The sequence below is a fragment of the Leptotrichia sp. oral taxon 218 genome, from assembly GCF_018128225.1.
GTDB lineage: Bacteria > Fusobacteriota > Fusobacteriia > Fusobacteriales > Leptotrichiaceae > Leptotrichia.
Genome location: NZ_CP072377.1, coordinates 354,708 through 379,618, shown reverse-complemented (window position 1 = coordinate 379,618; position 24,911 = coordinate 354,708). Strand labels below are relative to the sequence as shown.

Below are 24,911 nucleotides of genomic sequence, written 5' to 3'. Positions count from 1 at the left end.
TAATTTTAAATTTTTATATGATAAATTATACCATAAAAATTTAATTTTTTCATTTTTTTGATAAAAAAATAATTCTTCTTAGTTTTTTGCATTACAAGTATTTTTATACTATTTTATAAAAAAATTATGAATTTTTTTCATATTGTGATAAAATATAATGAATATTAAATAAAAAATAAAATTTTTAAGAAAGGCAAAATCAAAAAAAGAAAAAATGAAAAAAGAAAAAGTTGTGGTTGGAATGAGTGGCGGAATTGACAGTTCTGTTGCTGCGCTTTTGTTAAAACAGCAAGGATATGAAGTAATTGGCGTAACTTTAAAACATTTACCTGATGAACTTTCAGAAAATCCAGGAAAAACTTGTTGTTCACTGGACGATATTAACGATGCAAGATACACATGCTACAAACTTGGAATTCCCCACTATGTGATTAATGTTACAAAAGAATTTCAAAATGAAGTGATGGACTATTTTGTAAAAATGTATAATGCTGGTAAAACTCCGTCGCCGTGCGTAATTTGTGATGAAAGGGTAAAAATAAAAAAAATTGTGGAATTTGCCGATAAAATGGGAATAAAATACATTTCAACTGGACATTATTCTAAAAAAAGTTTGAATGGACTGCTTTTGTGGGATAAAAACAATAGAAAAGATCAGTCATATATGCTTTATCGACTCGACAAAGATGTTGTAAAAAGATTTTTATTTCCACTCTCAGAATATGAAAAACCACAAGTTCGTGAAATTGCAAGGCAAAATGGGATTCACACTCACGATAAACCCGACAGCCAAGGGATTTGTTTTGCACCAAACGGTTATATTCCTTATTTAAAAAAAGTTTTGGGAAATGAAATCAAAGAAGGAAATTTTGTGGATAAAAACGGGAAAATAATTGGAAAACATTTAGGTTACCAATTTTACACGGTTGGACAGCGAAGAGGACTTGGACTTAATTTGGGAAAAGCGTTTTTTGTTGTGGAAATAAGACCTTTTTCAAATGAAGTTGTCGTCGGAGATTTTGAAGAAATCCTAATTGATAAAGTTGAAATTATAAATTACAAATTTCATTGTGAAATAAAAAAAATTCTTTGCAGAGAACTTACTGCAAGACCAAGATTTTCGTCTAAAGGATTAAGTGGAAAACTATATTTTGAAAATGAAAAGTTGTATTTTAAATTTAACGAAAAAACGCATGAAAACTCACAAGGACAACATATCGTATTTTATTTAAAAAATGAATTGATTGGTGGCGGAGAAATAAAGAACTTTGAAAAATAAGTTTTTTATTAAAAAAAAACTAATTCAAAAAAATTATGATGTTGTAAAATAAACAATATATTTTTTATTAAAAAAATTTTTTAAAATAAACTAAAGAAAAAAATAAATTAAAATAAATAAAGCAAAGAAAGAAGGTATAAAATGTTTTTTCCAATGTGCATTAATTTAGAAAACAAAAAGATTTTAGTAATTGGCGCTGGAAAAGTTGCTGCTAGAAAAATTAAAAAAATTGCTGATTATGGCACGGATATTACGGTTTTGTCAAAAGAAATAAAAAAAAGTGAAATTTTGGAAATTAAAAATATAAAGTTTGAAAAAAAGACTTTGGAAAATAATCAAAATGAAATTGAAAAAATTGTGAAAAATTATTTTTTAGTGATAACTGCGACTAACGATGAGAATTTGAACGAAAAAATTGCACTAATTTGTGATAAAAATAATATTTTAGTGAACAATGTTTCTTCAAAAACTACGATGAATGCAATGTTTACAGGAATTGTAAAAAATGATGAGTTTCAGATTTCAATTTCTACAAATGGAAAAAACTGTAAACGAAGTCGAGCAATGAAAGAAGAAATAAAAAAAGTTTTGAATAAAATTGAAAATTAAAAAAATTAAAAATTTAGAAAATTAAAAAATGGAGAAAAAAATGTTTAAAAGACACAGAAAATTGAGAAAAAACGAAATGATTAGAAATCTTGTAAAAGATGTTTATTTGGAAAAATCTGATTTGATTTATCCAATTTTTATTGAAGAAGGGGAAAATATCAAAAGTGAAATTCCATCAATGCCAGGAATTTTCAGATATTCGATAGACAGAGTTTCAGAAGAGTTAGATGAGCTTGTAAAATTGGGAATAAATTCCATTTTGCTCTTTGGAATTCCAAAACATAAAGACGAATGTGCAACACAGGCTTACAACGAAAACGGCATCATTCAAAATGCAATAAAATTTATTAAAAAAAATTATGACAATTTTTTGATAATTTGTGATGTTTGCTGCTGCGAGTACACAAGTCACGGTCATTGTGGAATTTTGGATAAAAACGGATATGTGAAAAACGACGAAACGATAGAAGTTATTGGAAAAATTGCATTATCTTATGCAAAAGCTGGAGCTGATATTGTAGCGCCATCAGATATGATGGACGGAAGAATTGAAAAGATTAAAGAAGTTTTGGAGCAAAATCATTTTGAAAATATACCGATAATGGCTTATTCTGTCAAATATTCTTCAGCATTTTATGGTCCTTTTAGAGATGCAGCTGATTCAGCACCACAATTTGGCGACAGAAAATCATATCAGATGGACTTTAGAAGAACCAAAGACATTACTGGCGAAGTTTTTGAAGATTTGAAGCAAGGAGCGGACATTATTATTGTAAAACCAGGACTTGCCTACCTTGATGTGCTAAAAAAAGTGAGTGACTCTTTTGATGTTCCAACTGTTGCATACAGCGTTTCTGGAGAATATTCAATGACAAAAGCTGCAGCACAAAATGGCTGGATAGACGAAGAAAAAGTCGTAATGGAACAGATGTTTTCAATGAAAAGAGCTGGAGCAAGTGCAATAATAACTTATTATGCAAAAGAAGTTGCAAAAAATTTAAAACAATAATTTTTTATTTTTAGCATAAAAAATACAATAAAAAATTTATTATTGTTTGTAATTGATAAAACTAAAAAATACTAAAAATACTAAAAATATGTTATAATAATTTCAAAAATTTATTATTTTAAATAAAAGAAAGTGAGAAAACTATGAAAATAATTATAGTTGGAGCAGGTGTCGTTGGAGAATCCCTTTGCAGCGAATTATCTGAAGTGGGAAACGATGTCATAGTAGTTGAAAAAGAAGAGGATAGATTAAACAAAATAGTTGAAACAAATGATGTAACAGGTTTCATAGGAAATGGCGCTTCATATGAAACGCTTCTCGAAGCTGGTGCTGACTCAGCAGATATTTTTATCGCAACAACGCCAACTGACGAACTAAATATAATGGCTTGTGTTATTGCAAGAAAAATGGGAGCAAAATATACGATTGCAAGAGTAAGAAATCCTGAATATGGTTCAAATTTGAGATTTGTCAGAGATGACTTGGGAATTTCATTAATTGTCAATCCAGAAATGGAGTCAGCTAAAAATATAGCCAATAAACTATTTTTCCCAAATGCCTTAAGTGCGGAAAGTTTTTTTTGGCAAAGAGCGAATATGATTTCGCTAAAAATTGAAGAAAATAGTTTTTTAAAAGACATGCATTTAAAAGATTTAGAAGTTAAGCAAAATGAAAAAGTTATAATTTGCATTGTTGAAAGAGGAAACGATGCATTTATCCCATCTGGAGATTTTCAAATTTTAAAAGATGACATAATTTATGTAATGGGTCCGACAGAAGCTGTCAGAAAATTTTATAAAAAAATGGGATTCAAACGATATGTAAATTCTTCGATGATTATTGGTGGTGGAACAATTTCACACTATTTGATAGATATTCTTTTAAAAGAAAAAAAACAAGTTAAAGTTATTGACAATGATATGGAAAAATTAGAACATTTAAGTCAAGCATATCCAAATGTCTGCGCAATTTATGGAGATGAAACAGACCATAAATTTTTAATAGATGAAGGTATTAAAAAATTTGATTCGGTTGTTATACTGAGCGAAAGTGATGAAGAAAACATGGTTTTATCAATGTTTGCAAGATCACTTACAGATTCAAAAATAGTTACAAAAATAGATAGAACTCTGCTTCTTCCAATAATTGAAGATTATGGAGTGAGAGCAACTGTAATTCCAAAAAAAGTTATTGCAGATATTATAATAAGAGTAGTCAGAGCCAGAATTAACACAAGAGGTTCAAAAATGAAAACTCTTCACAGATTGTGCGACAACAAAGTAGAACTTATTATTTTTGAGATAAAAAAAGAAAGTCATATAGTCGGAATTCCGCTAAAAGATTTAAAATTACAAACAAATGTAATAATTGCAAGTATTTTTAGAAACGATAATTTAATTTTTCCAGGTGGAAACGACACAATTGAAATTGGAGATTATGTAATTATCATAACGACAACTCCAATAGATGATTTCGAAGGAATTGTCTTAAAATAAATACTTAATAATAAATTAATTACAAGGAGCAAGGAAATGAACAAAAAAATGATAAGTTTTGTAATTGGAAAAATTTTGATACTGGAAGCTGGGTTAATGCTTTTGCCACTAATTATAAGTTTTTTGTATAAAGAGGATATTTTACATAAAATGTCATACGGAATAGTTATTTTACTACTTTTAGCAGTTGGCTTTCTGATGTCGATAAAAGTTCCAGCAGATAAAAATATTCAAGGAAGAGAAGGTTTTGTAATCGTTTCCTTATCTTGGATTTTTATGTCAGCTTTCGGAGCGCTTCCATTTGTAATTTCAAAGGAAATTCCATCATTTGTTGATGCTTTTTTTGAGGTAGTCAGCGGATTTACAACAACAGGTTCTAGTATAATTCCAGATTTAACAAAAATTAGCCACTCAAATTTATTTTGGCGAAGTTTTACTCACTTTGTTGGTGGAATGGGAGTTCTAGTTTTAGCACTTGCAATTTTGCCAAAATATTCTCCAACTTCTGTATATGTAATGAAAGCTGAAGTTCCAGGACCAACATTTGGAAAAATAGTTTCAAAATTATCTTCTACTGCAAGAGTGTTATACAAAATATATACAGTTATGACAATAGTTTTAATAATTTTACTTCTATTTGGAGGTTTAAACTTATTTGAAGCAAGTTTACTAGCATTTGGAACGGCTGGAACAGGTGGTTTTGGAGTAAGAAACGGAAGTATTCTGCCGTACCACAGTGCTTATATTGATATTGTACTGTCAATCGGAATGTTAGTTTTTGGAGTGAACTTCAATGTCTATTATTTCATTTTAATTGGAAAAGTAAAAGAAGCGCTAAACAACGAAGAACTAAAATATTATTTACTAATTGTATTTATTTCAATTGTATTAATAGTTGCAAATATTTCAAAATCATATAGTTCAATATTACATTGTATAAGAGATGTACTTTTTTCCGTATCTTCCGTGATGACAACAACAGGTTATTCAACAGCAGATTTTGGAAAATGGCCACTTTTCTCACAAGTAATTTTACTAATTTTAATGTTTTTTGGTGCATGTGCTGGTTCTACTGCAGGTGGACTAAAAATTTCCAGAGTAATTTTAATGATAAAAATACATTTTGCAGAAATAAGACAAATGATAAGTCCAAATCGTGTTATTTCAATCTCTTACGAAGACAAACCTGTAAGTTTGAAGATGCAAAATAGCATAGCAGTATATTTTGTCGTCTACGCAATAGTTTTTATGGCAATACTTTTACTAATTTCATTTTCCACAGACGATTTTTTAACAGCATTCAGTGCGGTTGCTGCAACTTTTAATAACATAGGTCCAGGACTCGGAAAAGTAGGTCCCGCATACAGCTTCGCCGACTTAAATAATTTTTCAAAAATTCTGTTAAGTTTTGCAATGTTAGCTGGAAGACTTGAAATTTTTCCAATGTTAATATTATTTTCACCATCAACTTGGAAATTAAAATAAAATTTTAGGAGAAAATATTTTTCTCCTTTTTTATTTTTTTTATTAAATTCTTAGAAATTTTTTTTGAAAAAATTATTTATCATACTTGCATTTTTTTTATAAATATGCTAATATTAAGATAAGAAATAAAAAAATATGGAGGAAAAAGAGAAAGATGGCAAAAGCTAAATTCGAGAGAAGTAAACCACATGTAAACATAGGAACAATTGGTCACGTTGACCACGGAAAAACAACAACAACAGCAGCAATTTCAAAAGTATTATCTGAAAAAGGATTAGCTGAAAAAGTTGATTTTGAAAACATTGACCAAGCTCCTGAAGAAAGAGAAAGAGGAATTACAATTAACACAGCTCACATTGAGTATGAAACTGCAAAAAGACACTACGCTCATGTAGATTGTCCAGGACATGCGGATTATGTAAAAAACATGATCACAGGAGCAGCTCAAATGGATGGTGCTATCCTAGTAGTATCAGCAGCTGACGGTCCAATGCCTCAAACAAGAGAACACATCTTGCTAGCAAGACAAGTAGGAGTACCTTATATCGTAGTATACTTGAATAAAGTAGATATGGTAGACGACGAAGAATTATTAGAATTAGTAGAAATGGAAGTAAGAGAATTATTAAATGAATATGGATTCCCTGGAGACGATGTACCAGTAATTAAAGGGTCTTCATTAGGAGCATTAAATGGAGAACAAAAATGGGTAGATGCAATCATGGAATTGATGGATGCAGTGGATGAATATATCCCAACACCAGAAAGACCTATTGACCAACCATTCCTTATGCCAATTGAAGATGTATTCACAATTACAGGAAGAGGGACAGTAGTAACAGGAAGAGTAGAAAGAGGAGTAGTAAAAGTTGGGGAAGAAGTAGAAATCGTAGGAATTAAACCAACTTCAAAAACTACAGTAACAGGAGTAGAAATGTTCAGAAAATTATTAGATTCAGGACAAGCTGGAGATAATATAGGAGCATTATTAAGAGGAACTAAGAAAGAAGAAGTTGAAAGAGGACAAGTACTTGCTAAACCAGGAACAATCACTCCACATACAGGATTTAAATCAGAAGTATATGTATTGACAAAAGATGAAGGAGGAAGACATACTCCATTCTTTACAGGATACAAACCACAATTCTATTTCAGAACAACTGATATTACAGGAGAAGTAAACTTACCAGAAGGTGTAGAAATGGTAATGCCTGGAGATAACATTGAAATGACAGTAGAATTGATTCACCCAATTGCAATGGAAGAAGGATTAAGATTTGCGATTAGAGAAGGTGGAAGAACAGTAGCTTCAGGAGTAGTTGCAACTATTACTAAATAATTGATTTGTCAAAGTCATCATAAATAAAAAGGAACTGGAAAATGTCTAGTTCTTTTTTATTAATTTCTTTATAAAAAGAAATTTTTTTGAAAACACTTTACAAAAAAAGCTAGTTATGGTAAAATAATACTAAATTATTAGATTAAGTTTTTAGATTTTTAGGAGGAAAAGATTATGAAAAAATTATTAGGATTATTAGCATTTATGTTAGCAACTGTATCTTTTGCAGAAACTAGCCAAGATGTTGTAAAAAATTTTTACTTTGATCAAGATTTTAGAGTAAAATATAATGACCAATATGGAGACAAAGCTAACCACATTGGAAATGCAGGATTTAAGAAAAAAAATATTGAAGGAGTAAAATCAAGAACTGAAGTTGGAACAACTTTAGGATTAAATGATGAAGGTGGATTAAACGCTAACCTTTTATATAGACACGAAGTATTTGGAGAATTCGAAAACGGTAAAAGAAATCATTACCTACAATCAACAGATTTAGTAGATGGAAATTTATCTAAAGATATTAAATGGGGAGATTTAGACACAACTACTAAATTAGGTGTTAGACACTGGACAAATAAAGATGGTAAAAAACACACAAAAACAAATGGAGAATCAAATGAACTTTATTTCGGACCAACTTTTGGAATGAATGTATTGGGACAAAACATAAAAACAACTTTAGAAGCTGTTTACTTTGGACAAAGACAAAGTGGTAACCAAGATAACAGATATTACAGAAGTGGAAACGATGGAGCTAAAAATGGTTGGGGAGCTAACTTATCATTAGGAACTGACGGAAAACTTTTGGATGGTAACTTTGGAACAATTAGTTACGATGTAGCTTTAGATCACTACTTAAGAGATGCTAGTGGAAAAAACAACAAATCAAATGTTAGACTTGACTATACAGTAGGTGTAGCTTATGACACACCTTCATTCGGTGGATTCTATGCATTTGTAAGACCTGAAAATGAATGGTCTAAACATACTGCAACTGATGGATACGAAAACGAATTTACAGTATGGACTGGATTTGGATACAAAAAAGGATTTGAAACTTCAGTTGGAACAATCACTGTTAATCCTAGCGTAAGATATTCTCCAGTTCATAAATTAACTGATAAAGGTGAATACTGGAACGGTAGCGAAAAGAAAAATACAGTTGAAAACAACGAATTAAGAGCTGGAGTTAAAGTAAGTTTAGATGTTAAATAATTAAAATAAAAAAGAATTGGTAGTTAAAAACTGCCAATTTTTTTATTGCAAAAAAATAAAATTTTTACTTTTTCAATAAAAAGTTAAAAAAACTTATTTTTATGAAAATTTTGCCTTTTTAATGGGTTTCCTATATATTCCTTATAAAAATAATACCCTAAAAAACACCACAAAATTGATACATATGCAACAGGTATGTAACAAAAATACACTATATGTTGTGCTTTTCTGATATACTTTTACCACAACATATAGTGCTAATAATTCTAGTTTTTTTTCTCTTATCCAGATTTTTTTTGCCCTGAAATTTACAAAAACAATTCCACAAATTTTTTCTTATTTTTCTTTACAGTTTCATCACTTTCTTCAAATACTCCGAATCTGTCGAATCCAACAGTTATCATTAAAGCGACAAAGTTTGTACTTATCAGAAGTATTAAATCTTCCGTTTTCGACTTTTCTTCTATTGAATCAAATATTTCTTTTTTGCTTTCACTCTTCAACTCGTTCCGTAATAAATTTAGATTCTGTCTTCTTTGATAGCCTCTTAATTTTAGCGTGATTGCTGAATTTAAAAATATCAGTGCAAACATTACGATTGCAAACTTCCTACTTCTGTGATATATTTTCATCTTTATCATCCTTCTTCTTGACAAATCCGAACTTTTCTAGCATTAGCTCCAAAAATCCTTTGCTGATTCCGTATCTTTTCTGATTGATCATTTCCATTACAGCTTCCCCAAAAAATCCCAGCACAGGACTCCAGGGGTATAGGAATCCGGCATTGAAATGCCCCACCAACTTATTAAGAGATAGAGCAATAGCCATTGTCATTCCAGCAACAGCTATTCTTTTTACATATGGTTTTACTGGCTGGTTGTCTATCATTTTTTGAGCAACCACTCCGAACAGCACCCCGCTGAAAAACAATATCAGAAAAAGTCCGTGATTGTCTATTATTACCTTCAAATCCTCTATCATTGATTATGCTCCTACAATATGTTTTTATTCCCTGCTTTTTCCTCATCGAAAATTTGTTGCAGTATAACTTTCAAGTCAAACGTCTTTCTGGCTTCTTTTAAAACTTCTGTTAGAACTTCTTCGCCAATTTCTTCTGCAAAGTCAGGAATCCATTTTCTGTCAATTGATTTTTCTTTTTTTAACAGATCTTCCAGCTTATCCCAAAAACCTTCATACACCTGCTTAAACTTTTCTGCTCCAGCTTTTCCTTTGGCAACTATTTCTGTTTTATAGATTAAAGTCTTTCCTAATTCTAAAATTTTACCTGTCAAATATATTTTTGCTGCTAATTTATCCATTTCATCATCTCCTATTTTATTCTTTTTCTTAAAATATTTGCATATTTATTCATTATTTCCCTTTGTTCTTTTAACAATTCTTGTTCTTCCAAATCTATTGTTTTAAAAATATCATTTTTTTCAATGAAGTTATTTAATTTTTCAATTTTAAAATTCAAATCTTCCAGTTCTTTTCTTAATCTTGATTTATAATCGTTCATTTTTATCGCTCCCTTTTCCTTATTTTTCTTAATATCAATTCTAAGCCGCCTGGCAAGCCCTACAATCAATTTTGTCTTACCAAGCGACAATTAAATCCAAAAACTTTTTTAACGTTCTCATACGGCTCGCAACGAAGCCTTTTTTAATTATTTTTCCAATAATTCTTTACTGCCGCTACATAGTATTTTGCTAGTTCTTTTTTTGCTGCTTCCAATATTTCCATATCATTTTTATTTGTGATAAATCCACTTTCAACAATAACGCAAGGCGTTGAAGTTTTTCTTAAAAGATTTGCTCCTCTGTCATCATAATCGCGTGCTTTTATTCCTCTATTTCTTAAATGCGTTGCTTCTAAGTTTGCTTCTTGCAAATATTCTGCCAATTCTTTACTTTTTTTTGAACTGTGCCAGTACAGCATTTCTGCTCCTGTTGCATTTTCCCCTGCAGCGTTAAGATGAAATGATAACGTCACATCTCCTTGATTTGCTATACTATTGATTTTCTTTGCTAATGTAGAATAATAGTCTTGATATACTACAACATAATCTACACCTTGCTCTTTGCACTCAGGAACAATATAATTATTCACAAAATCCTTATTCCAAGCGTGTTCCTCAAAACCATTTCCACATGCCCCTGGATCTCTTTTCACTCCACCATGTCCTACATTCAATATTACTTTCATTTATATCATCTCCTTTAAATATTTTTCTTTTCTATCAACACGATTCAACCATCCAACCAAAAAATCTTGTTGTGTTTTATCCTTACTTACTAAATATTTATAAAAATTTCTTTGCATTTCATGATATTCTTTCAAAAAAGTTTCAGGATTTATTTTATTAATAGCTTCAACTGTCTTTGGTCCAATTATTCCATCTACAGTTAAATTTGAACCAAATTTATTTGCTACAATCTGAGCTTTCTTCTTTCCTGTTTTTCCACTATTTACAATCCAGTCAAAAATTGAAAGAGCTATTTTATCACTTACTATTTTGTCAAGATGATTCCCCTTGTAGTATATTTTTTCATAAATTTTCTCGGCATCTGATTTTTTAAATTTTCTCATATCTCCTGTATACCCTAGATACGTTTTAGCGTCTTCGTGTGTTATTCCAAAATTTGTTGCTCCACCTTTATCATTTTTATCATTAGTATAACCGCCTTCAACTTTAAAGATATAATCTAAAAATTTGTTAAATCTATTCATTTACATCACTCCTCTTAATTAATTTTGAAAAAAATCACTTACATTTAACTCTAACATTTGTTCGACATTATATCTACTGATTCCAACTACTGCCATTTGTTCGGCAACATCGGCTATTTCTAAAATATCTTGCATTTTTTTAGCCAAAACTTTTAATTCAGTTCTATTCAACCCGATAAATTCAACCATTTTCTTATCATTTAAAACTTTTACTTTTTCAATTTTATCTTGTTCTAAAGTCCACATTAGCGACATTTTTAACGATAAACTGTTTCTATTTCTTTCGTTGTTCTCAAATGTATATTTTTTGTCATTTTTTTCTATTTCAAGCGGCTGATTTAAAAAGTTCGATTTAGCTTCAGCTAAGTCTTTCAACGCTTTTTCCCTTAACTCTTCTAATTTTTTGTTTAACAAATCATTGTCAACTTTCCAAGCGTGAGAGTCTTCGTCCCATACACTCCACTCATTTGGTTTTGTAACAGTTTTTATTTCTTCACCCTCTAAATACTGTCCATCTGATAAAATTAATATTCCTGCTTGAACTTGTTCTGAAATAGTCATTTCTCTAAGTTCCCCAGTTTTTTTATCCAAGATTGGATTTTTAATTTCCGTGTAGGATATAAAATTTTCCCCTTCTCTATATTCACTACAATATTTCAATTTATCAGCCTCAAATTTTTTTTGAGATGGTGCTAAAAATATTCCTATTATATTCCCATTTTTATCGTATAAATATACTCTGAATCCTTCCATTTTTTTATTTCTCCTTTCAAATTTAATTCTGTGCTAACTTATGAATTTGCACGAAATTTAAAAATACAAATACTGATTTTTAAAGACTTTGAGATGATTTTAGTTAATGCTTACATACATTTTTTATTAAATTACTAAAATCTAAAGTATGCATAAAGTCAATAAAATCAATAAATATTTTTCAAAATTCTGTATAAATTCATAAATTTCTCTACTTTTTATTGTTAAAATCCCGCTTTTTTACGAATTTCTAACAGTTTTATTCTTCTATCTCTAGCAGTTGTTTTCTTAACGAGTGTGGATATAGATTTTCTATTCCTACAAGTTTTCCAATTTTTCTCACTCTGTCTCTTATCGTTGACTTGCTCATCTGCTTAAATACTCCGTTATATTTAGTAATAAGCAAGTATTCTACATTGTCATTTCTACATCTCAACCACTCCCTTATCAATTCCGTCGTTTCCTCGAATATTGCAAACTCTACAATCTTTTGTTCCTTTTCTACTATTCCGAATATTATTCCACTCTCTAAATCAATGTTATCAATTTTAATTGATTGCAATGCCGAAATCCTACAAGCTGTATCAATAATCAAGTTAAATACAATCCTGTCTTGCAAATCATACCGTTTGTCCATTTCCATTTTGATATTAATCTCTATTATTTCCTTATTACTCAAATAATAACTATTTCTCCGTTTTTCTACATCTGTAACTTTCAAGCGATCTAATTTGTCCCTAAACGGATGTGTTGTTATTAAATCACGCTTAACTGCCCAAATATAAAAGCTACTAATTGCCGTGATTTTGTTATTAATCGTTCTAGCATTGTTGCCTTTCATCTCTCTACAATATCTGATATATCTCTCTAAAATACTCACAATAAACTTTAGTGTATCTTTACTCAGCAAATAACGATTATTCTCATATACTTTCAAATACTCAACAAACTGTTTCATATTGTTAAGATATGTCTTATAAGTCGTGTTTTTAGTTGCCTCATTTTTCGCTATACAGCTGTTTAGATACTCCCAATAAATTTCTGCATTTCTTCCTTTCAATTCTTGCAATTTCATTTTTTTATCATCTCCTCTATAATATTAGTCAATAATATTATAGACTAGAAAATTTGTCCGAAAACTGGCAATTGGTTTTCCACGGTCTTTTATTTTCTTTTTCGAGAAATAATTTTATAATTCCAATTTCGAAAAAATGCAAGAAATTGAAGGTCGTTTCAAGCATGGGCATCGATGATCCAAATTTACATTGGGTGACATATGAATATGATATTAAAAAGACTAACTATACTCTTGTTGCTGGTGAAAATGACTTAAATTATTTTTATGAAGATAACAGTTATTATTATTTTAAAATTTCTAAGAATACAGCTCTCGACGATAATTATGCATATATTTATGCAAGATAATAAAAATATAGATAATTTACCCTCGGTCAGTTCGGCTGGAATACAAGTGTTTAAAATACAAACATAACATAAATCGTTCTTCCATCTATAACAGAAGAATTTTTAGCTATAGAGTATTGCAAAAATCCTTTTTGAGACATTCCAAAATTTATAATTATCTCGCTACTTGCATATTGATGAGCTTTGTTTAAATCAACTAAATAGTTATTTCCTGTCACGACTGTGCAAAAGAATTTAAAAGGTTTTGAAGGTATTTTAATCTTTGTTTCAAAAACTTGAGCAATTGCTACATTGTTTCCAACATTAATTGAATATGTTTCGTATAAATTTTCTAATTTGTCCGAAAGTCCAACATTCGTAATATCCACAAATTTAGTAATATCAAAACTCGTACTTGTATGAGTCTGTATACATTTATATATTTTCCCATCTGTTAAATCATTTATGTACCATTTCCCAGCTTCTTTGTTTTCAACTTTACTTACATATCCACCTAAAGATTGTCCTATTGCTTGTTTCCAAGTTTCTGCATCTATCGCATTTCCTGTTTCTGTGCCGAATTTTACAATACCCTCTTTTTCTTTCGTGGCGTTTGAAGTCTGATTATCGAAATGTTCCAAAAGTTCATACACTTTCATAAAATTTCTTGAAACTTTTCTTAAATCAGCGACTGTATCTAATTGAAACAGTTCAAATAATTCATTTTGAGTAGTTGCAGGTATAAAGGTATTTTCATTTATATTTTTTATTAAATCTAGTGTTGTTTGTTTCATTTTTTCTCCCTTCATTTAATATACAATTTTTATGTCGTACCAGATTGGTATAACTTCATAAATCAATTCCAGCCAGTAATTTAAATATTCTTTGTCTACAGGGCTAGAACGAAAATCTACAATGTACTGAAAATTATTTTTATCATTCGTTATTGTTACATTGTCGTTATAGATAAAATATAGTTCCATTGTATCTTTGAAATTCTGTAAAGTGGTTGCACGCCTTAAAATACGTTTGGAAATGATTCTGTTTATTTTAAAAATTGTTGATAAATTTTTACTTGATATTAATTTATAATGTTCTTCAAAATCTTCTAAAACTTCATTTCTTGCCGTTATAAATCTTCTGTTTTTTACTAATGTTCCAATTATAAATTCCAGTGATTTTAATTGAAGATCCGCAAAATGAAATACATCTTGTATAAGATTTGAATTTCTGAATATTCCCGGAAGAGAATTTATCATACTGTTGTAGTAATCATTTTTAGCAAGATTGTATATAACATCAGCATAATCATTGTCGTATGAAAAAATTAACGGGAACTTTTTTTCAGTAATTTTTTGTGTAAAGTTTACATAATCATCCAATCCAACGAAAAATGAAAAATCACTCACTTTATAATTTAATAATTCTGATACTGTCATTTCAGATAATTTATTCGTATGTTTCACAAAATTTGCTACTTTAGGATTGCTTTTGATTAAAGCAAAATCATTATTTCTACCATCATTTATGAAATCTTTTACATAAAAATTTGATAATTCGCTTATATTAAAATTATCTTTTATATATTCAACTGACTTCTGGTGTACATTTTTTGCCATTAGTTTCTAAATCCAATCACATAAAAATTTTTGGCTATTTCATATTGCATTAAAGCATAAATTATAACCTCATCTCTTGCGTCAAAAGTAGCATAATTTATTAAATTTCCACCAGTTATCGAATCATAAATTCCAATTCCTATTACACGCCCCCAGTCTTCCCTTGCTTCAGGAAATTTTACTGAAGCCAAGTTACTTGTTTCATTCGATGTTGTTGACCCGAAATTTATAGCCCTTCTTGTATACGAAGCTGAAACAAGCTCTGTAGCATTTTCTTTTCCATTTTCTCCCGTTGTAACTGCTGTCAAAAGCCCAGCATAATATGTTTTGCCTTCAAACAGTGTATTCAATATTCTAGCTTTTGCCCCTAATGTGAATCCGCTCATTTTTCCTCCTAAAATTAATCTAAAGTTTTCAGCGTTATATTTAAAACACTTATTAAATCTTCATCTTCCAATATAATATCCTCTTTAGTGTTATTAATATCTATATTTGAAATTTTCTTAAATGCTTTTATTTCTAACAACTTATCAATTACTTCCGCATAATAAATTCTATTCTCTTCAAACAATTTATCTAAAAACACTTGATTTAAAATATTTTTTGTAAGTTCAATCGCACTTTGCTCATTGTATTCTTTGTTTAATATAGCTTCAAATGTAAGACTTATACTTTTCTCTTTGATAGTTTTTACCGTAAATTCCGCGTCTGTTATAATTTCATTATCCAAATATGTTTTTATATTGTTCAGCTCTTCGTCTTTTAATTTCAGTCCAGCTTCGCCAATTCCAATAATTTTAGCTGTCCCTTTACCATTCCATCTTGGAATTACTCTTAATTTCTTCACATTCTTAAATTTATTTAATATCATTTCTTTAATTATATTTGTATTGTAATTTACACTTGGGACCGATAATATTTTTCTTCTTCTCTCGCGTAATTCTGCGTCATTCTCTTCATCTGTTCCATCCGAAATAATATTAAGATTTTCTACTTTTTCAAGTCCGACATAACTTTCAGAGAATTTATTTATTTCTCCGATTCCGCAATTTCCAATTTTTCCAGCGATGTTTGCAACAACATTAACCTCACTATATCCAACTGTTCCAGTTTCTTTGTATGCTACTATTTTCGATTCAGCAATAGTGTATGTGCAATTATTACTTGCTACTATCATTCCTTTTTGAATCAATGCACCACTTGTCCCATAAATTCTAACTGTTCCAGTCGCCGTAGTTGCTTTTTTCCTAAAAATATAGTCTTCCTTACAAATACTATCAAGATAAATACCTTCAGCTGTATCAACGCTGTAATTTTTTGACATTTCATCATATAATTTCTGTTGCACAATTAATTCTGTTGAAAATGCTCTCACAATATCTGCTGTAAAACTTCCAGCGGTGTCACTATACTTAATCATAAATTCACCATTAAATATATCCGATACTAAACTGTTTATGTCATTTTCATAAACATCTACATCTTTTCTAGTTACCATTTCTTCACCTTCTTCCAATTAAAAATCTTTAAATTCAATTGTTTCAGAAATGTTGAGCATTTCTTTTTCTCCGCCTTTTAACACTATATCGAACTCAAAACTTAGTTTATCTTCTTTAAATTCAGAATAATAATTTATAATTGATTTTATATAATCGTGTTCTTTCAATGCAGATATTATCTCTCTTTTAATCTCACTTTGAGCATAATCTTGATACAGGGGATTTATGCCTTTGTATTTGTTAATTCCTACGCCAAATGGAAATATATCCCTATAGTACACTCTCCAAGCATTTTTAGTAACAATCAAACATTTAATAACCCATTGCTTAACGATTTCCTTTTTTGTTGTTAAAAGAACTGGGGTTCCTTTTTCATAAACAAAATCACCTTTTTTAAAGTCCCATTTCAAATCAAAATAAACTTCAGAATTGTCGTATTCCAAATTTTTGGTACTAGAATATATATCAAGAGCTGTAATCGCTGAATTAGGTAACATCTTATCCACCTGCCTTATTATAATAATAAGCCTTGTCTACTAAATAAAATTTCTTCTGATTTTTAAATTCATTTAAGATAACTTCATCTCCAACTTTTAATTCATCAGTCCACTTATTTGTTCCACTAGCTTTATATGTCCCTTTTGCTGCTATTTTATTATGTGTGTTTCCGCCAGAATCCGTGTTCTCACTATCAGTCACATTTATTTCAATATTCCCTTCAACTTCAAATTCTCTGGTATATCCTGCTACTTTTTCAAAAGCTACAACAATTCTATCCGCCTTTAATATTATTCTTTCATCAATTTGAACTTCTAAATTTGGAGGTGCTTTTACAACTTTTCCCAAAAAAGGCCCATTCCAATCAGGATTGCCAAAATTTTTCCTTAAAATCCGAGCTAAATTATCAAATGCCTTATTAGGTTCTGAATGTTTTGCTTCTTCAGGTTGCAACATTTCTTTATCCATAAAAATCACTCGCTTTCTCCTTCATTTTCTTCCAATTCTGCTACTAAATTTAAAGTTAAGCTCATAAAATATATCCCCATTCCGTAAAAACTGTATTTTTGACTAAAATTATGATTCACACTTTTAACTTCAAAAACTCCAGCAATACCGGTACTATTTTTAGGAATCTTAACCAAATCTCCTGCTCTTAAAACTGGTACTCCAGGAACTGTCAAAGTAAATGTTTTCTCAAGTTTATTTTTTTCTTTTAAAACATTTACAGCTTTTATAGGTTTTTTCTCTTTTTGCTTCTTTTTCGATTTTTTACTATTTTTTGCACTTTTACTAGATTTTTTATTAGCTTTATTATCTTTTTTACTAGAACTTTTGCTACTTTTTTTATTCCTTTTTGTGTTTTTAGCCATTACTTCTTACCTCTTGCTTTATTTCGTTTAGAAGTTTTAACCCTAGTTTTTTCAGCTTTTTTATTATTTTTCTCGTCCTCTTTTTTATCAGTTTTATTGCTTTTGGTCTTTCCTCTACCTTTTTTAGCTGACTTATCTTGATTGTTCTTCTCTTGTTTAACCATATATTGTAGCAATCCATATTTTTTGATATTTTCTTCATCTCTCGCTGTATCGACTTTATTCATTTTTTCATCATCTCCATCTACGACAATGACACTATTTCTCATATTTTCAAAACTTACTGAATAATTAGGATCTTTTATAAAATTAAAAATATTTACAAATCCATCACCAATTGAAATTTTATATTCTTTGGGCTGTATTTTACCGTCTAAATATTTGTCGCTATTTCGTTTAACAAAATGAAAAGCATTATCTGCAAAATAAAAATACCAATTTTCCTCGTAATCTTCTTTTATAGTTTCTATTATTTTTTTAATAATATCGGCGATACTTTCCTTGTAATAATATTCATCAATTTTCACGATGCAGGGTTCGATAGTTCCAACAGGCATATCAAATTCATTTAACATCTTTTTTATACATTTGTCCGCTTCTAAATTATCAAATTGAAATATTTCAGATATTCTTGAAATATAAAAAGCTAGGTCATAAGCTGTAAATTTAGGAGCCTTGCTGTTTACACTAATTTTAGGAATTATCCCTTGAAATATCAGAGTTTCCATATTGTCATAAAGTTCCACAAAATAAGCTCCTTTATCCAAATCAATTGTGTGATATGGCATATCTTCCCTATAATTGTAGGCAAGTTCAAACTCCATCTGTGCTGTAATATTATCAATACTGCTTGACAACTGAATATTATCTTTTACAATGCTTGTCAAATCATATCTTTTACTGTTCGGATCAGTTACTATTATTTTCATCTTTACCACTTACCTTGTAAAATAATTTTTCTTCAGTCACCCCAGCTTCTTCTATATCCGAAAACTCTGGAAACTCTTCAAACTCAATATCAAAATTTAGTGTTCCGATAGCGTCAAAACTGCACTCAAATTTATTCACAGTTGCAAGAAAATTCAAGTCAACAGGATTTAAAATGGAACTAAGAGTCCCTTTCCCTAATTTCCCTACTAAAATAACCCGTATCGGCTTATCAGATATTTCCAGTGATTTAAATAACAGGAATGTTGTAAACGGGTCAAGCAAATGGTGTGCCGCAAATTTATATTTCTGTTCCGGAATAAAAGAACTAAAAGCTAGAGACTGTAATTTCTTCTTATTTTTAAGTTTTAATATGCCATTTACGGTATCTATACTTTCCCATCCACCGATACTTTTAAATTTCATCTCACTAGGCGGAACTGGAAAAAGATAAAATTCTTTTAATTCTGATATCTTACTATTTATTTGTGAAAACAAGGCATTTCCACCTGCTATACTGTCAACTTTTCCTTTTAAATCATTCAAACCACTAGCTAACATTCCTTTCGCTTTTTCAATGAAATTGTTGTCACCAAGTTTTTGGGATAAAAAATCCATTGTGTTAAATGATTTATTTCCTAAAAATTCCAGCTCCTTATAATCAACATTCTCGTCAAATTTAATAAATATTTTATAATCCAGTAGTCCCATAACCTATCCTTTCTGCAAACTTGCCGCAATTTTATTCGCTATCGCATCCCCGCTAGGAGCCGCTGGAACATTAACATTAATTTTAATAGCCCTTACTGCTCCTACAACTTCTCCTAATTTCCCAACAATTGCACTTCTAGTGGAAGCGATTTCACCTTTCAATGCGCTAATCTGACCTTTGATTTCTCCTAGAATACTGTTTCTAGTAGTATCAAGCGGATTTCCTTTTATATCTGCACTCACTTGTTTTACTGCTTGCTGTAAATTATTAAAAGCCGCAGGATCTATTTTCATTTGAGTATTCGCAAATGAACCAGGATCAACTTTCATCTGCATTTCATTGAATGCGCTTGGGTCTATTTTCATTTGGGTATTTGCAAGCGAAGCAGGGTCGATTGAAACTTTAGCTGTCGGATCAAGTTTTACTGTCTGCGATTGTGTATTTGCCAAGGGTTGCTGCTGCGGCATTTGTGGCATCTGCATACCCGCAAATTGACCATTAGCTCCCATTTGTGCCATTTGAGTGTTAATTTGAGCATTTATATCAACCTGTTTTTGAGTGGGTTTCGATGCTTCGTTATTCAAGTCCTCCATACCCTTTTTAACTTCATTTATCGCTTCAGTAGCCTTTTGTGCATCATCTTTTCCAAATAACTTTTTAAAGAATCCGCCAACTTTAGAAATGACATTCCCAAAAAATAAGAAAGTATTGATAATCCCTTTTACAGCAAATCCAAGTACACCACCAATTATTTGTGCCAAACCAACTAAAAGAGGCATTATAAATTGCAAAGCTCCCCCAACTACACTAGCTATTGTACTAAAAGCACCTGATATAGTGGCAGAAAAAGTTTGCCCTTGTTCCCCTGCAAGTCCTGCCGCACTTGCAAAACTTCCAAAAAGATTAATGATAACTGCAAAAACTGCATTAAAAACAGCTCCTAATATTGATATTCCAGCTCCAATTCCAGAAAATATAGCAGTTAATACACTCCCAAGCCCTTGAAAGGCTGCTCCAAATTGACTTGCATTTGCTTGAATCGTTTGGAAAAATCCACTAATTACACCTGACCAGCTGCTAATATACGGCATAAAGGACTGTCCTATGCTCGAAAAAGCCGTCCCTATTGCTGGAAGAGCCCCTTCAAAACTTTGAACCATTTGGGTAGCCATTGGAGTTATCGCTTGTCCTGCCTCTATCATTCCTCTACCCATAGAAGATTTTATTCGATCCATTGTCGGACCTATTCCTTGATTCATCTGTTTAAATGCCTGTTCAGTTGCACCATCAGATTTTTGCATTTCTTTCATATTTTCCGCAAAATCTTTAGCATTTTTTCCAGTAACCGACAAGGCAAATGACCCTGCTTCAACACTTCCAAAAAATTCATTAATATTCTTACCACTTTTTTGTGCATGTTGGTCCAGTGCCTGCATAGCAGTTTGCAAATTTCCACCTTGTGCTATAAAATCTTTAAACGATTTACCTGTTGCGGCTTTAAATTCTTTAGAAGCTGTTGATGAACCTTTTGAAAATTCACTAAATGCAGCCTTCATTTGTGTCATTGTCTCACTTGTAGGTGTTCCTTTTGCTGTCATAGTTGCTACTACAGCAGTCAAATCACTAAACTGTACTCCTAAGCTACTTGCTACAGGGGAAACTTGAGCAATACTGCTAGCCATTTCTGGAAAGGTAGTTTTACCTTTTCTTACTGCTGTAAACATTAAATCACTTGCTTTTTTTGCACTTATATTCTTCTCTCCAAAAGCATTTACAACTGAAGTTATACCGTCCACAGCAACCGATGTATCATTTAATCCAGACGCTATCGTCGCTTGTTGTGCTACATCCAAAAATCCCTTAACATCATTAGCTTTAACTCCAGCAGATAGAGCTTGATACATTGAATTTGATATATTGTTAGCCGACTGCCCATATTTTTCTGATAAATCCAATACATCTTTGCTTAATTTATCTTTAGTTTGCTGTGAAGCATTCGGTAACATCGTGTAAACCATGTTCATTCCCTTTTGGAATTCCCCTGAAGCTTGTACCGCTTTTACACCGAACCCGGCAGTTGCAGCAGTAAGAGCAGCTACCCCGACAACAGCTGCTCCAACAGGTCCTGTTGCAAGTCCAGCAATTCCTTTTAATGCAGAACCTAATGCTCCTACTCCGCCGCCACTTGCACCAGCTTCAGCCGATGCCTTCGCAATATCCTTTAACTTGCCAGCAAAATTTCCCATACTTCCACCAAGACCCCCAGTCAAAAAAGAAAAAGCCTTTTTTCCAAGACTTCCTATTTTTTTCAAAGGTTCTATTAAAAATTTAAGTTTTCCGCCTATCACACTTATAAGCGAAGCCACTTTACCACCAAAAGCTTTCATCAGTGAATTTCCTGTTCCCTCGGCAGCAGGTTTTACTTTCTTGATTTGCTCTCCACTTTTTCCCGCTTCGTCCCCCAGTTTTTTCACATCATCAGAAGCCTTTTTAGAATTACTGGAAAGTTTTTCTGTATCTGTTGCGGTCTTTTGTGCGTCATCCCCTAGTTTTTTTACTTTTTCTCCTGAAGAGTTGGCACTGTCCGCCGCTTTTGATAAACTTTCTCCTAATTTTTCATTACTAGCTGAGCCCGTTTCAGCCGCCTGTGACAATTCTCCGAAACTTTTTGCAAGTGAACTGAATTTTGATATGGCTTCGTCTATCCCGTCAACCTTGACTTCCATAGCCACGACATTTCCACTATCCGCCATACAACATCACCCCCATTTTAGAGTATTCGGAAAATCTCTCATTTTCTTTTTCCTGTAAAATCTCATAAGCCGCTATGTAATAATCCCAAATATAGCCGTCATGTATTTGATTAAAATCAGCAGGTGTCCAGCCCTTTTGCATATAGTAAATAATTGCATTAAGTTCAGAATCAAAAATATTTTGATTTATTTTTTTTTTAATTCTACAACATTTGGATTCTTACTGCTTTCAAAAAGAGCGGTCTGTTTATTTATAACTAAAATTAATATTTCCATAATTTCGTTGTCAGCAAAAAAACTTTTAATAATCCCTGCTCTGCTTTGTGCTTTTAGTTCCACCATCAGTTCCCCTGCCAAATCTGTAAAATTAGGTTCCACGAAAGTATCAAATAAATAATCGCAAATAACAGCATTTGATTTTGTAATTTTTTCGGCAAATATTCGTTCTATTTCTTTTTTTGAAATAGTAAAATCCGTAATTCCAATTTTACTGCAAAGTTCTATAAAGGCTTTAAAGTCAGGAACTTTTAATTTAAAGACAGTATCTTTATAGCTTTCTAAAGTAAATTCTACCAATGATTTTTCTTCACGAATTTTATTCGCTTCCTCACGCCTTTTCAATAATTCCTTTAAATCCATAACTTACTCCTTTCTTTCTAAATTAACTCAACAGCTTTAAGATTTATTGGAAGATAACCGATTTTCAATTCTTCGTCCATTTCTTCCCCACGCTTAGCTTCTATAGAAAACCCGTCCTTATTCCAGCAGTCAGTAATTCTAATTGCTTCAGCACCTGCAACATCAGGGTCGTCAACTTGGAAATATAATTCAAAATACACTTCATTCCCCTTAGCCAATTTTGTAAATTTCTTAAACCAGTTTGAATTTAACTTATATCTTTTAATAGTGCCCTCCCCACTAGCACCGACAATCTTTTCACCTTTCTGCCCACCAGGAAGCCAAACTTCTTTTCTCTCTATTTTAGTCTCTATTTTCACTTCAGATACTTCCGCAAATACTTCCCCATCAATCATAAGTGTTCCATGTGAGCCAGAGATTACCTGATTTGCCTTAAATATATCCATTCCTTATCATTCCTTTCCTAACTTTGAATTATAGCTTTTCCAAAAAAGTCTTCCATACAGTCAAGCGGCATTAATTCATCACATCTTGCATAAACTACATCAACAGTATTGATTCTACGAAGTTTAGCTTCACTCATTTTATCCACTTCTTCCTTCGATATACCTTTTTCTGTCATCAAATATAATTTGTGCCGCTCCACATCAATATCAAAAGAATTTGAATAATTGGGGTCTAATATTCCTTGATTCATAAGACTTTGTGTGTAGGCATTGACCGCATTTAGAAAAGCCATTTTATTTAAATATCCATTTAATCTTGCACCTTTATAGTCATTCCAAGATTTTTTCAAATCCTCAATTATTGTGAATAAACTTCTTACGACTTTAACCTTGCTGAATCTACGCTGTCTAGTAGTATCAGGCGTTATAAACGAAGTAACTCCACGATTAATCACATAATAGCTGATTCCGCTGTCATCTTTTTGCACATTGACTGCTATTTTTCCTTGTTTAGTTATTTTACCTGGTTCTGCTGGAACATCACATTTTTCCAAGAATCCCATTTTCATATTTGTAATACTTCTTGAAATAGGACATCCCGCTTCCATACTAGCAATAGCGAGTGCAAATTCTTTATCACTGTATGAATGGCCATTCACAGTTGCTCCTGTTATGCCGCAATTTACCACTGCGTGATGGTCTGGCACTTTATCCGAAGCAACAAATACAAAAAAGTGGGCCTGGTCAAAATCCAGTGCTAATTTTCCCAATTCTGTGTTATGTCTACTTTTAGCGTAGCTTATTAAATTATCTGTCTCGCTTTCTGTTGCACTTGGTATAACTATACTGTCAACTCTGCTTTCCAAATCACTTAAGACATCTGTTATTTTTATTGATTCCCTTTCATCTTCCTTTACTCTTTTAACAATAACTTTATAAGGGCTTCCAACAAATGCCAAATCTTTTAATAAGTTAAAATTTTCAGTACTCCAGTCTGTCTGTCGCACATCCCCTCTGCTGTTAAAAGTGTAATCCCTGTCATCTTTTGTACTGTCAAACAGCACTACTCCTATGACTCCTTGCTCACTTCTGGCAATGGCAGTTCCCGCTCTTTCTTCGATTTCCAAAACAAACTTTGGACTTCCGTTCATTATTCATCACTCCTTTTACTTAAATATATATTCTTAGCTGGACTATATTCCTTCATATTGTCAATCGCATATTTTATTGGAAAACTTGTATCAAATGTCCCAGTTATAAGACATATCCTCAAAGTTTCTTTTGCTTCTACCGATTTCAGTTCTCCAAATTGTAAACTCATTTTTTCAGAAAAGAATATTCTCTTGTTCTCATCTAAATTTTGTATTTTCTTTTGAATATCCAGCGCCTGCAAAATAAAGTTCCCCAAGTCATCCTGCACTTTAGGCTTTATAATATAAAAATTCAGTATTGCACTGTATTCTTTAGCATTTTTCACAGTAATTCCGTTTATTTCACAAATTACTGAATTTATCACAAAATCCTCGGCTTCCAAGTCATCTGTTATATAAAACGCATAATCAGGATAATCTTTTTCCAGCTCTTCCTTAAATTTTTTAAATACTATGTCAAACATCACATCAGC

Annotated in this window: 31 protein-coding genes; 8 read left to right on the top strand and 23 right to left on the bottom strand. The window is 31.2% G+C overall.

The window, feature by feature from the left end; translation table 11 throughout:
* Positions 1–175: 175 nt before the first annotated feature.
* The 7 genes from mnmA to J5A73_RS01915 all read left to right on the top strand — a co-directional run bounded on the left by mnmA (position 176) and on the right by J5A73_RS01915 (position 8,435).
* Complete coding sequence (gene mnmA / locus J5A73_RS01945; RefSeq protein WP_256438655.1) at positions 176–1,279, top strand: tRNA 2-thiouridine(34) synthase MnmA; 1,104 nt, start codon at positions 176–178, stop codon at positions 1,277–1,279.
* 153 nt (positions 1,280–1,432) lie between these two features.
* A complete protein-coding gene (locus tag J5A73_RS01940) occupies positions 1,433–1,888 on the top strand; it encodes a bifunctional precorrin-2 dehydrogenase/sirohydrochlorin ferrochelatase (RefSeq protein WP_249069342.1) in 456 nt (151 codons plus the stop codon).
* 40 nt (positions 1,889–1,928) lie between these two features.
* A complete protein-coding gene (gene hemB, locus J5A73_RS01935; RefSeq protein WP_211616149.1) occupies positions 1,929–2,897 on the top strand; it encodes a porphobilinogen synthase in 969 nt (322 codons plus the stop codon).
* Between the two features lie 143 nt (positions 2,898–3,040).
* On the top strand, positions 3,041–4,393 hold the full coding sequence (gene trkA / locus J5A73_RS01930; protein WP_211616147.1) for a Trk system potassium transporter TrkA: 1,353 nt from the start codon (positions 3,041–3,043) through the stop codon (positions 4,391–4,393).
* A gap of 36 nt (positions 4,394–4,429) precedes the next feature.
* Complete coding sequence (locus J5A73_RS01925) at positions 4,430–5,878, top strand: TrkH family potassium uptake protein (protein ID WP_211616145.1); 1,449 nt, start codon at positions 4,430–4,432, stop codon at positions 5,876–5,878.
* A 154-nt stretch (positions 5,879–6,032) separates the two neighbouring features.
* Positions 6,033–7,217, top strand: coding sequence for an elongation factor Tu (gene tuf / locus J5A73_RS01920; RefSeq protein WP_211615219.1), 1,185 nt, complete (start codon positions 6,033–6,035; stop codon positions 7,215–7,217).
* Positions 7,218–7,391: 174 nt separating this feature from the next.
* The gene (locus tag J5A73_RS01915) at positions 7,392–8,435 is read left to right on the top strand and encodes a succinate dehydrogenase/fumarate reductase iron-sulfur subunit (protein WP_211616143.1); all 1,044 of its coding nucleotides are present in this window, start codon (positions 7,392–7,394) and stop codon (positions 8,433–8,435) included.
* 308 nt (positions 8,436–8,743) lie between these two features.
* On the opposite strand, the gene J5A73_RS01910 is transcribed toward J5A73_RS01915, so the two are convergent.
* From J5A73_RS01910 to J5A73_RS01875, 8 genes are all read right to left on the bottom strand, one after another.
* On the bottom strand, positions 8,744–9,076 hold the full coding sequence (locus tag J5A73_RS01910) for a hypothetical protein (RefSeq protein ID WP_249069341.1): 333 nt from the start codon (positions 9,074–9,076) through the stop codon (positions 8,744–8,746).
* A complete protein-coding gene (locus tag J5A73_RS01905; protein ID WP_211616141.1) occupies positions 9,045–9,416 on the bottom strand; it encodes a hypothetical protein in 372 nt (123 codons plus the stop codon). The genes J5A73_RS01910 and J5A73_RS01905 overlap by 32 nt, the downstream gene beginning before the upstream one ends.
* An 11-nt stretch (positions 9,417–9,427) precedes the next feature.
* On the bottom strand, positions 9,428–9,754 hold the full coding sequence (locus tag J5A73_RS01900) for a universal stress protein (protein WP_211616139.1): 327 nt from the start codon (positions 9,752–9,754) through the stop codon (positions 9,428–9,430).
* 11 nt (positions 9,755–9,765) lie between these two features.
* Positions 9,766–10,044, bottom strand: a complete 279-nt coding sequence (locus J5A73_RS01895) for a hypothetical protein (protein WP_211616137.1) — start codon at positions 10,042–10,044, stop codon at positions 9,766–9,768.
* Positions 10,045–10,097: 53 nt separating this feature from the next.
* A complete protein-coding gene (locus tag J5A73_RS01890) occupies positions 10,098–10,640 on the bottom strand; it encodes an N-acetylmuramoyl-L-alanine amidase (RefSeq protein WP_211616135.1) in 543 nt (180 codons plus the stop codon).
* Positions 10,641–11,165: a glycoside hydrolase family 108 protein gene (locus tag J5A73_RS01885; RefSeq protein WP_249069340.1), complete on the bottom strand. Its 525-nt coding sequence runs from the start codon at positions 11,163–11,165 to the stop codon at positions 10,641–10,643.
* Between the two features lie 18 nt (positions 11,166–11,183).
* The gene (locus tag J5A73_RS01880) at positions 11,184–11,918 is read right to left on the bottom strand and encodes a hypothetical protein (RefSeq protein WP_249069339.1); all 735 of its coding nucleotides are present in this window, start codon (positions 11,916–11,918) and stop codon (positions 11,184–11,186) included.
* A gap of 259 nt (positions 11,919–12,177) precedes the next feature.
* Positions 12,178–12,993 carry a tyrosine-type recombinase/integrase gene (locus tag J5A73_RS01875; RefSeq protein ID WP_211616133.1) on the bottom strand — a complete coding sequence of 272 codons (816 nt, stop codon included), beginning with the start codon at positions 12,991–12,993 and terminating at the stop codon, positions 12,178–12,180.
* Between the two features lie 164 nt (positions 12,994–13,157).
* Between J5A73_RS01875 and J5A73_RS01870 the strand changes: the two genes are divergently transcribed.
* Positions 13,158–13,343 carry a hypothetical protein gene (locus tag J5A73_RS01870; RefSeq protein ID WP_211616131.1) on the top strand — a complete coding sequence of 62 codons (186 nt, stop codon included), beginning with the start codon at positions 13,158–13,160 and terminating at the stop codon, positions 13,341–13,343.
* A 50-nt stretch (positions 13,344–13,393) separates the two neighbouring features.
* On the opposite strand, the gene J5A73_RS01865 is transcribed toward J5A73_RS01870, so the two are convergent.
* The 15 genes from J5A73_RS01865 to J5A73_RS01795 are packed head-to-tail and all read right to left on the bottom strand — an operon-like array spanning position 13,394 to position 24,902.
* Positions 13,394–14,116, bottom strand: coding sequence for a hypothetical protein (locus J5A73_RS01865; protein WP_211616129.1), 723 nt, complete (start codon positions 14,114–14,116; stop codon positions 13,394–13,396).
* Between the two features lie 15 nt (positions 14,117–14,131).
* Positions 14,132–14,941, bottom strand: coding sequence for a hypothetical protein (locus J5A73_RS01860; RefSeq protein WP_211616127.1), 810 nt, complete (start codon positions 14,939–14,941; stop codon positions 14,132–14,134).
* Positions 14,941–15,327, bottom strand: coding sequence for a hypothetical protein (locus J5A73_RS01855; protein WP_211616125.1), 387 nt, complete (start codon positions 15,325–15,327; stop codon positions 14,941–14,943). The genes J5A73_RS01860 and J5A73_RS01855 overlap by 1 nt, the downstream gene beginning before the upstream one ends.
* 14 nt (positions 15,328–15,341) lie before the next feature.
* Complete coding sequence (locus J5A73_RS01850) at positions 15,342–16,439, bottom strand: baseplate J/gp47 family protein (protein ID WP_211616123.1); 1,098 nt, start codon at positions 16,437–16,439, stop codon at positions 15,342–15,344.
* An 18-nt stretch (positions 16,440–16,457) separates the two neighbouring features.
* A complete protein-coding gene (locus J5A73_RS01845; RefSeq protein WP_211616120.1) occupies positions 16,458–16,937 on the bottom strand; it encodes a DUF2634 domain-containing protein in 480 nt (159 codons plus the stop codon).
* Between the two features lies 1 nt (position 16,938).
* Positions 16,939–17,406 (bottom strand): DUF2577 family protein, encoded by a 468-nt coding sequence (locus J5A73_RS01840; protein ID WP_211616118.1) that lies wholly within the window; start codon positions 17,404–17,406, stop codon positions 16,939–16,941.
* A gap of 5 nt (positions 17,407–17,411) precedes the next feature.
* Entirely contained in the window at positions 17,412–17,810 is a 399-nt protein-coding gene (locus tag J5A73_RS01835) for a hypothetical protein (protein ID WP_211616116.1), read from the bottom strand.
* Positions 17,810–18,739: a hypothetical protein gene (locus J5A73_RS01830; protein WP_211616114.1), complete on the bottom strand. Its 930-nt coding sequence runs from the start codon at positions 18,737–18,739 to the stop codon at positions 17,810–17,812. Before J5A73_RS01830 ends, J5A73_RS01835 begins: the two co-directional genes overlap by 1 nt.
* Entirely contained in the window at positions 18,720–19,448 is a 729-nt protein-coding gene (locus J5A73_RS01825; protein WP_211616112.1) for a hypothetical protein, read from the bottom strand. Before J5A73_RS01825 ends, J5A73_RS01830 begins: the two co-directional genes overlap by 20 nt.
* A 3-nt stretch (positions 19,449–19,451) precedes the next feature.
* Positions 19,452–22,202 (bottom strand): phage tail tape measure protein, encoded by a 2,751-nt coding sequence (locus tag J5A73_RS01820; RefSeq protein ID WP_211616110.1) that lies wholly within the window; start codon positions 22,200–22,202, stop codon positions 19,452–19,454.
* Positions 22,192–22,344: a hypothetical protein gene (locus J5A73_RS01815; RefSeq protein WP_157697372.1), complete on the bottom strand. Its 153-nt coding sequence runs from the start codon at positions 22,342–22,344 to the stop codon at positions 22,192–22,194. Before J5A73_RS01815 ends, J5A73_RS01820 begins: the two co-directional genes overlap by 11 nt.
* A 44-nt stretch (positions 22,345–22,388) precedes the next feature.
* Positions 22,389–22,841 carry a hypothetical protein gene (locus J5A73_RS01810; RefSeq protein WP_211616108.1) on the bottom strand — a complete coding sequence of 151 codons (453 nt, stop codon included), beginning with the start codon at positions 22,839–22,841 and terminating at the stop codon, positions 22,389–22,391.
* A gap of 17 nt (positions 22,842–22,858) precedes the next feature.
* Complete coding sequence (locus tag J5A73_RS01805; RefSeq protein ID WP_060917200.1) at positions 22,859–23,287, bottom strand: phage tail tube protein; 429 nt, start codon at positions 23,285–23,287, stop codon at positions 22,859–22,861.
* 17 nt (positions 23,288–23,304) lie between these two features.
* Positions 23,305–24,438 (bottom strand): phage tail sheath C-terminal domain-containing protein, encoded by a 1,134-nt coding sequence (locus J5A73_RS01800; RefSeq protein WP_211616106.1) that lies wholly within the window; start codon positions 24,436–24,438, stop codon positions 23,305–23,307.
* Positions 24,438–24,902 (bottom strand): hypothetical protein, encoded by a 465-nt coding sequence (locus J5A73_RS01795; protein WP_211616104.1) that lies wholly within the window; start codon positions 24,900–24,902, stop codon positions 24,438–24,440. The genes J5A73_RS01800 and J5A73_RS01795 overlap by 1 nt, the downstream gene beginning before the upstream one ends.
* Positions 24,903–24,911 lie beyond the last annotated feature (9 nt).

Bases quoted from the DNA above. Each gene is read 5' to 3' on its own strand.
- J5A73_RS01940 (WP_249069342.1), top strand. From the start codon at position 1,433: ATGTGCATTAATTTAGAAAACAAAAAGATTTTAGTAATTGGCGCTGGA.
- hemB (WP_211616149.1), top strand. From the start codon at position 1,929: ATGTTTAAAAGACACAGAAAATTGAGAAAAAACGAAATGATTAGAAAT.
- trkA (WP_211616147.1), top strand. From the start codon at position 3,041: ATGAAAATAATTATAGTTGGAGCAGGTGTCGTTGGAGAATCCCTTTGC.
- J5A73_RS01925 (WP_211616145.1), top strand. From the start codon at position 4,430: ATGAACAAAAAAATGATAAGTTTTGTAATTGGAAAAATTTTGATACTG.
- tuf (WP_211615219.1), top strand. From the start codon at position 6,033: ATGGCAAAAGCTAAATTCGAGAGAAGTAAACCACATGTAAACATAGGA.
- J5A73_RS01915 (WP_211616143.1), top strand. From the start codon at position 7,392: ATGAAAAAATTATTAGGATTATTAGCATTTATGTTAGCAACTGTATCT.
- J5A73_RS01910 (WP_249069341.1), bottom strand. From the start codon at position 9,076: ATGATAAAGATGAAAATATATCACAGAAGTAGGAAGTTTGCAATCGTA.
- J5A73_RS01905 (WP_211616141.1), bottom strand. From the start codon at position 9,416: ATGATAGAGGATTTGAAGGTAATAATAGACAATCACGGACTTTTTCTG.
- J5A73_RS01900 (WP_211616139.1), bottom strand. From the start codon at position 9,754: ATGGATAAATTAGCAGCAAAAATATATTTGACAGGTAAAATTTTAGAA.
- J5A73_RS01890 (WP_211616135.1), bottom strand. From the start codon at position 10,640: ATGAAAGTAATATTGAATGTAGGACATGGTGGAGTGAAAAGAGATCCA.
- J5A73_RS01885 (WP_249069340.1), bottom strand. From the start codon at position 11,165: ATGAATAGATTTAACAAATTTTTAGATTATATCTTTAAAGTTGAAGGC.
- J5A73_RS01880 (WP_249069339.1), bottom strand. From the start codon at position 11,918: ATGGAAGGATTCAGAGTATATTTATACGATAAAAATGGGAATATAATA.
- J5A73_RS01875 (WP_211616133.1), bottom strand. From the start codon at position 12,993: ATGAAATTGCAAGAATTGAAAGGAAGAAATGCAGAAATTTATTGGGAG.
- J5A73_RS01870 (WP_211616131.1), top strand. From the start codon at position 13,158: ATGGGCATCGATGATCCAAATTTACATTGGGTGACATATGAATATGAT.
- J5A73_RS01865 (WP_211616129.1), bottom strand. From the start codon at position 14,116: ATGAAACAAACAACACTAGATTTAATAAAAAATATAAATGAAAATACC.
- J5A73_RS01860 (WP_211616127.1), bottom strand. From the start codon at position 14,941: ATGGCAAAAAATGTACACCAGAAGTCAGTTGAATATATAAAAGATAAT.
- J5A73_RS01855 (WP_211616125.1), bottom strand. From the start codon at position 15,327: ATGAGCGGATTCACATTAGGGGCAAAAGCTAGAATATTGAATACACTG.
- J5A73_RS01850 (WP_211616123.1), bottom strand. From the start codon at position 16,439: ATGGTAACTAGAAAAGATGTAGATGTTTATGAAAATGACATAAACAGT.
- J5A73_RS01845 (WP_211616120.1), bottom strand. From the start codon at position 16,937: ATGTTACCTAATTCAGCGATTACAGCTCTTGATATATATTCTAGTACC.
- J5A73_RS01840 (WP_211616118.1), bottom strand. From the start codon at position 17,406: ATGGATAAAGAAATGTTGCAACCTGAAGAAGCAAAACATTCAGAACCT.
- J5A73_RS01835 (WP_211616116.1), bottom strand. From the start codon at position 17,810: ATGGCTAAAAACACAAAAAGGAATAAAAAAAGTAGCAAAAGTTCTAGT.
- J5A73_RS01830 (WP_211616114.1), bottom strand. From the start codon at position 18,739: ATGAAAATAATAGTAACTGATCCGAACAGTAAAAGATATGATTTGACA.
- J5A73_RS01825 (WP_211616112.1), bottom strand. From the start codon at position 19,448: ATGGGACTACTGGATTATAAAATATTTATTAAATTTGACGAGAATGTT.
- J5A73_RS01820 (WP_211616110.1), bottom strand. From the start codon at position 22,202: ATGGCGGATAGTGGAAATGTCGTGGCTATGGAAGTCAAGGTTGACGGG.
- J5A73_RS01815 (WP_157697372.1), bottom strand. From the start codon at position 22,344: ATGCAAAAGGGCTGGACACCTGCTGATTTTAATCAAATACATGACGGC.
- J5A73_RS01810 (WP_211616108.1), bottom strand. From the start codon at position 22,841: ATGGATTTAAAGGAATTATTGAAAAGGCGTGAGGAAGCGAATAAAATT.
- J5A73_RS01805 (WP_060917200.1), bottom strand. From the start codon at position 23,287: ATGGATATATTTAAGGCAAATCAGGTAATCTCTGGCTCACATGGAACA.
- J5A73_RS01800 (WP_211616106.1), bottom strand. From the start codon at position 24,438: ATGAACGGAAGTCCAAAGTTTGTTTTGGAAATCGAAGAAAGAGCGGGA.
- J5A73_RS01795 (WP_211616104.1), bottom strand. From the start codon at position 24,902: ATGTTTGACATAGTATTTAAAAAATTTAAGGAAGAGCTGGAAAAAGAT.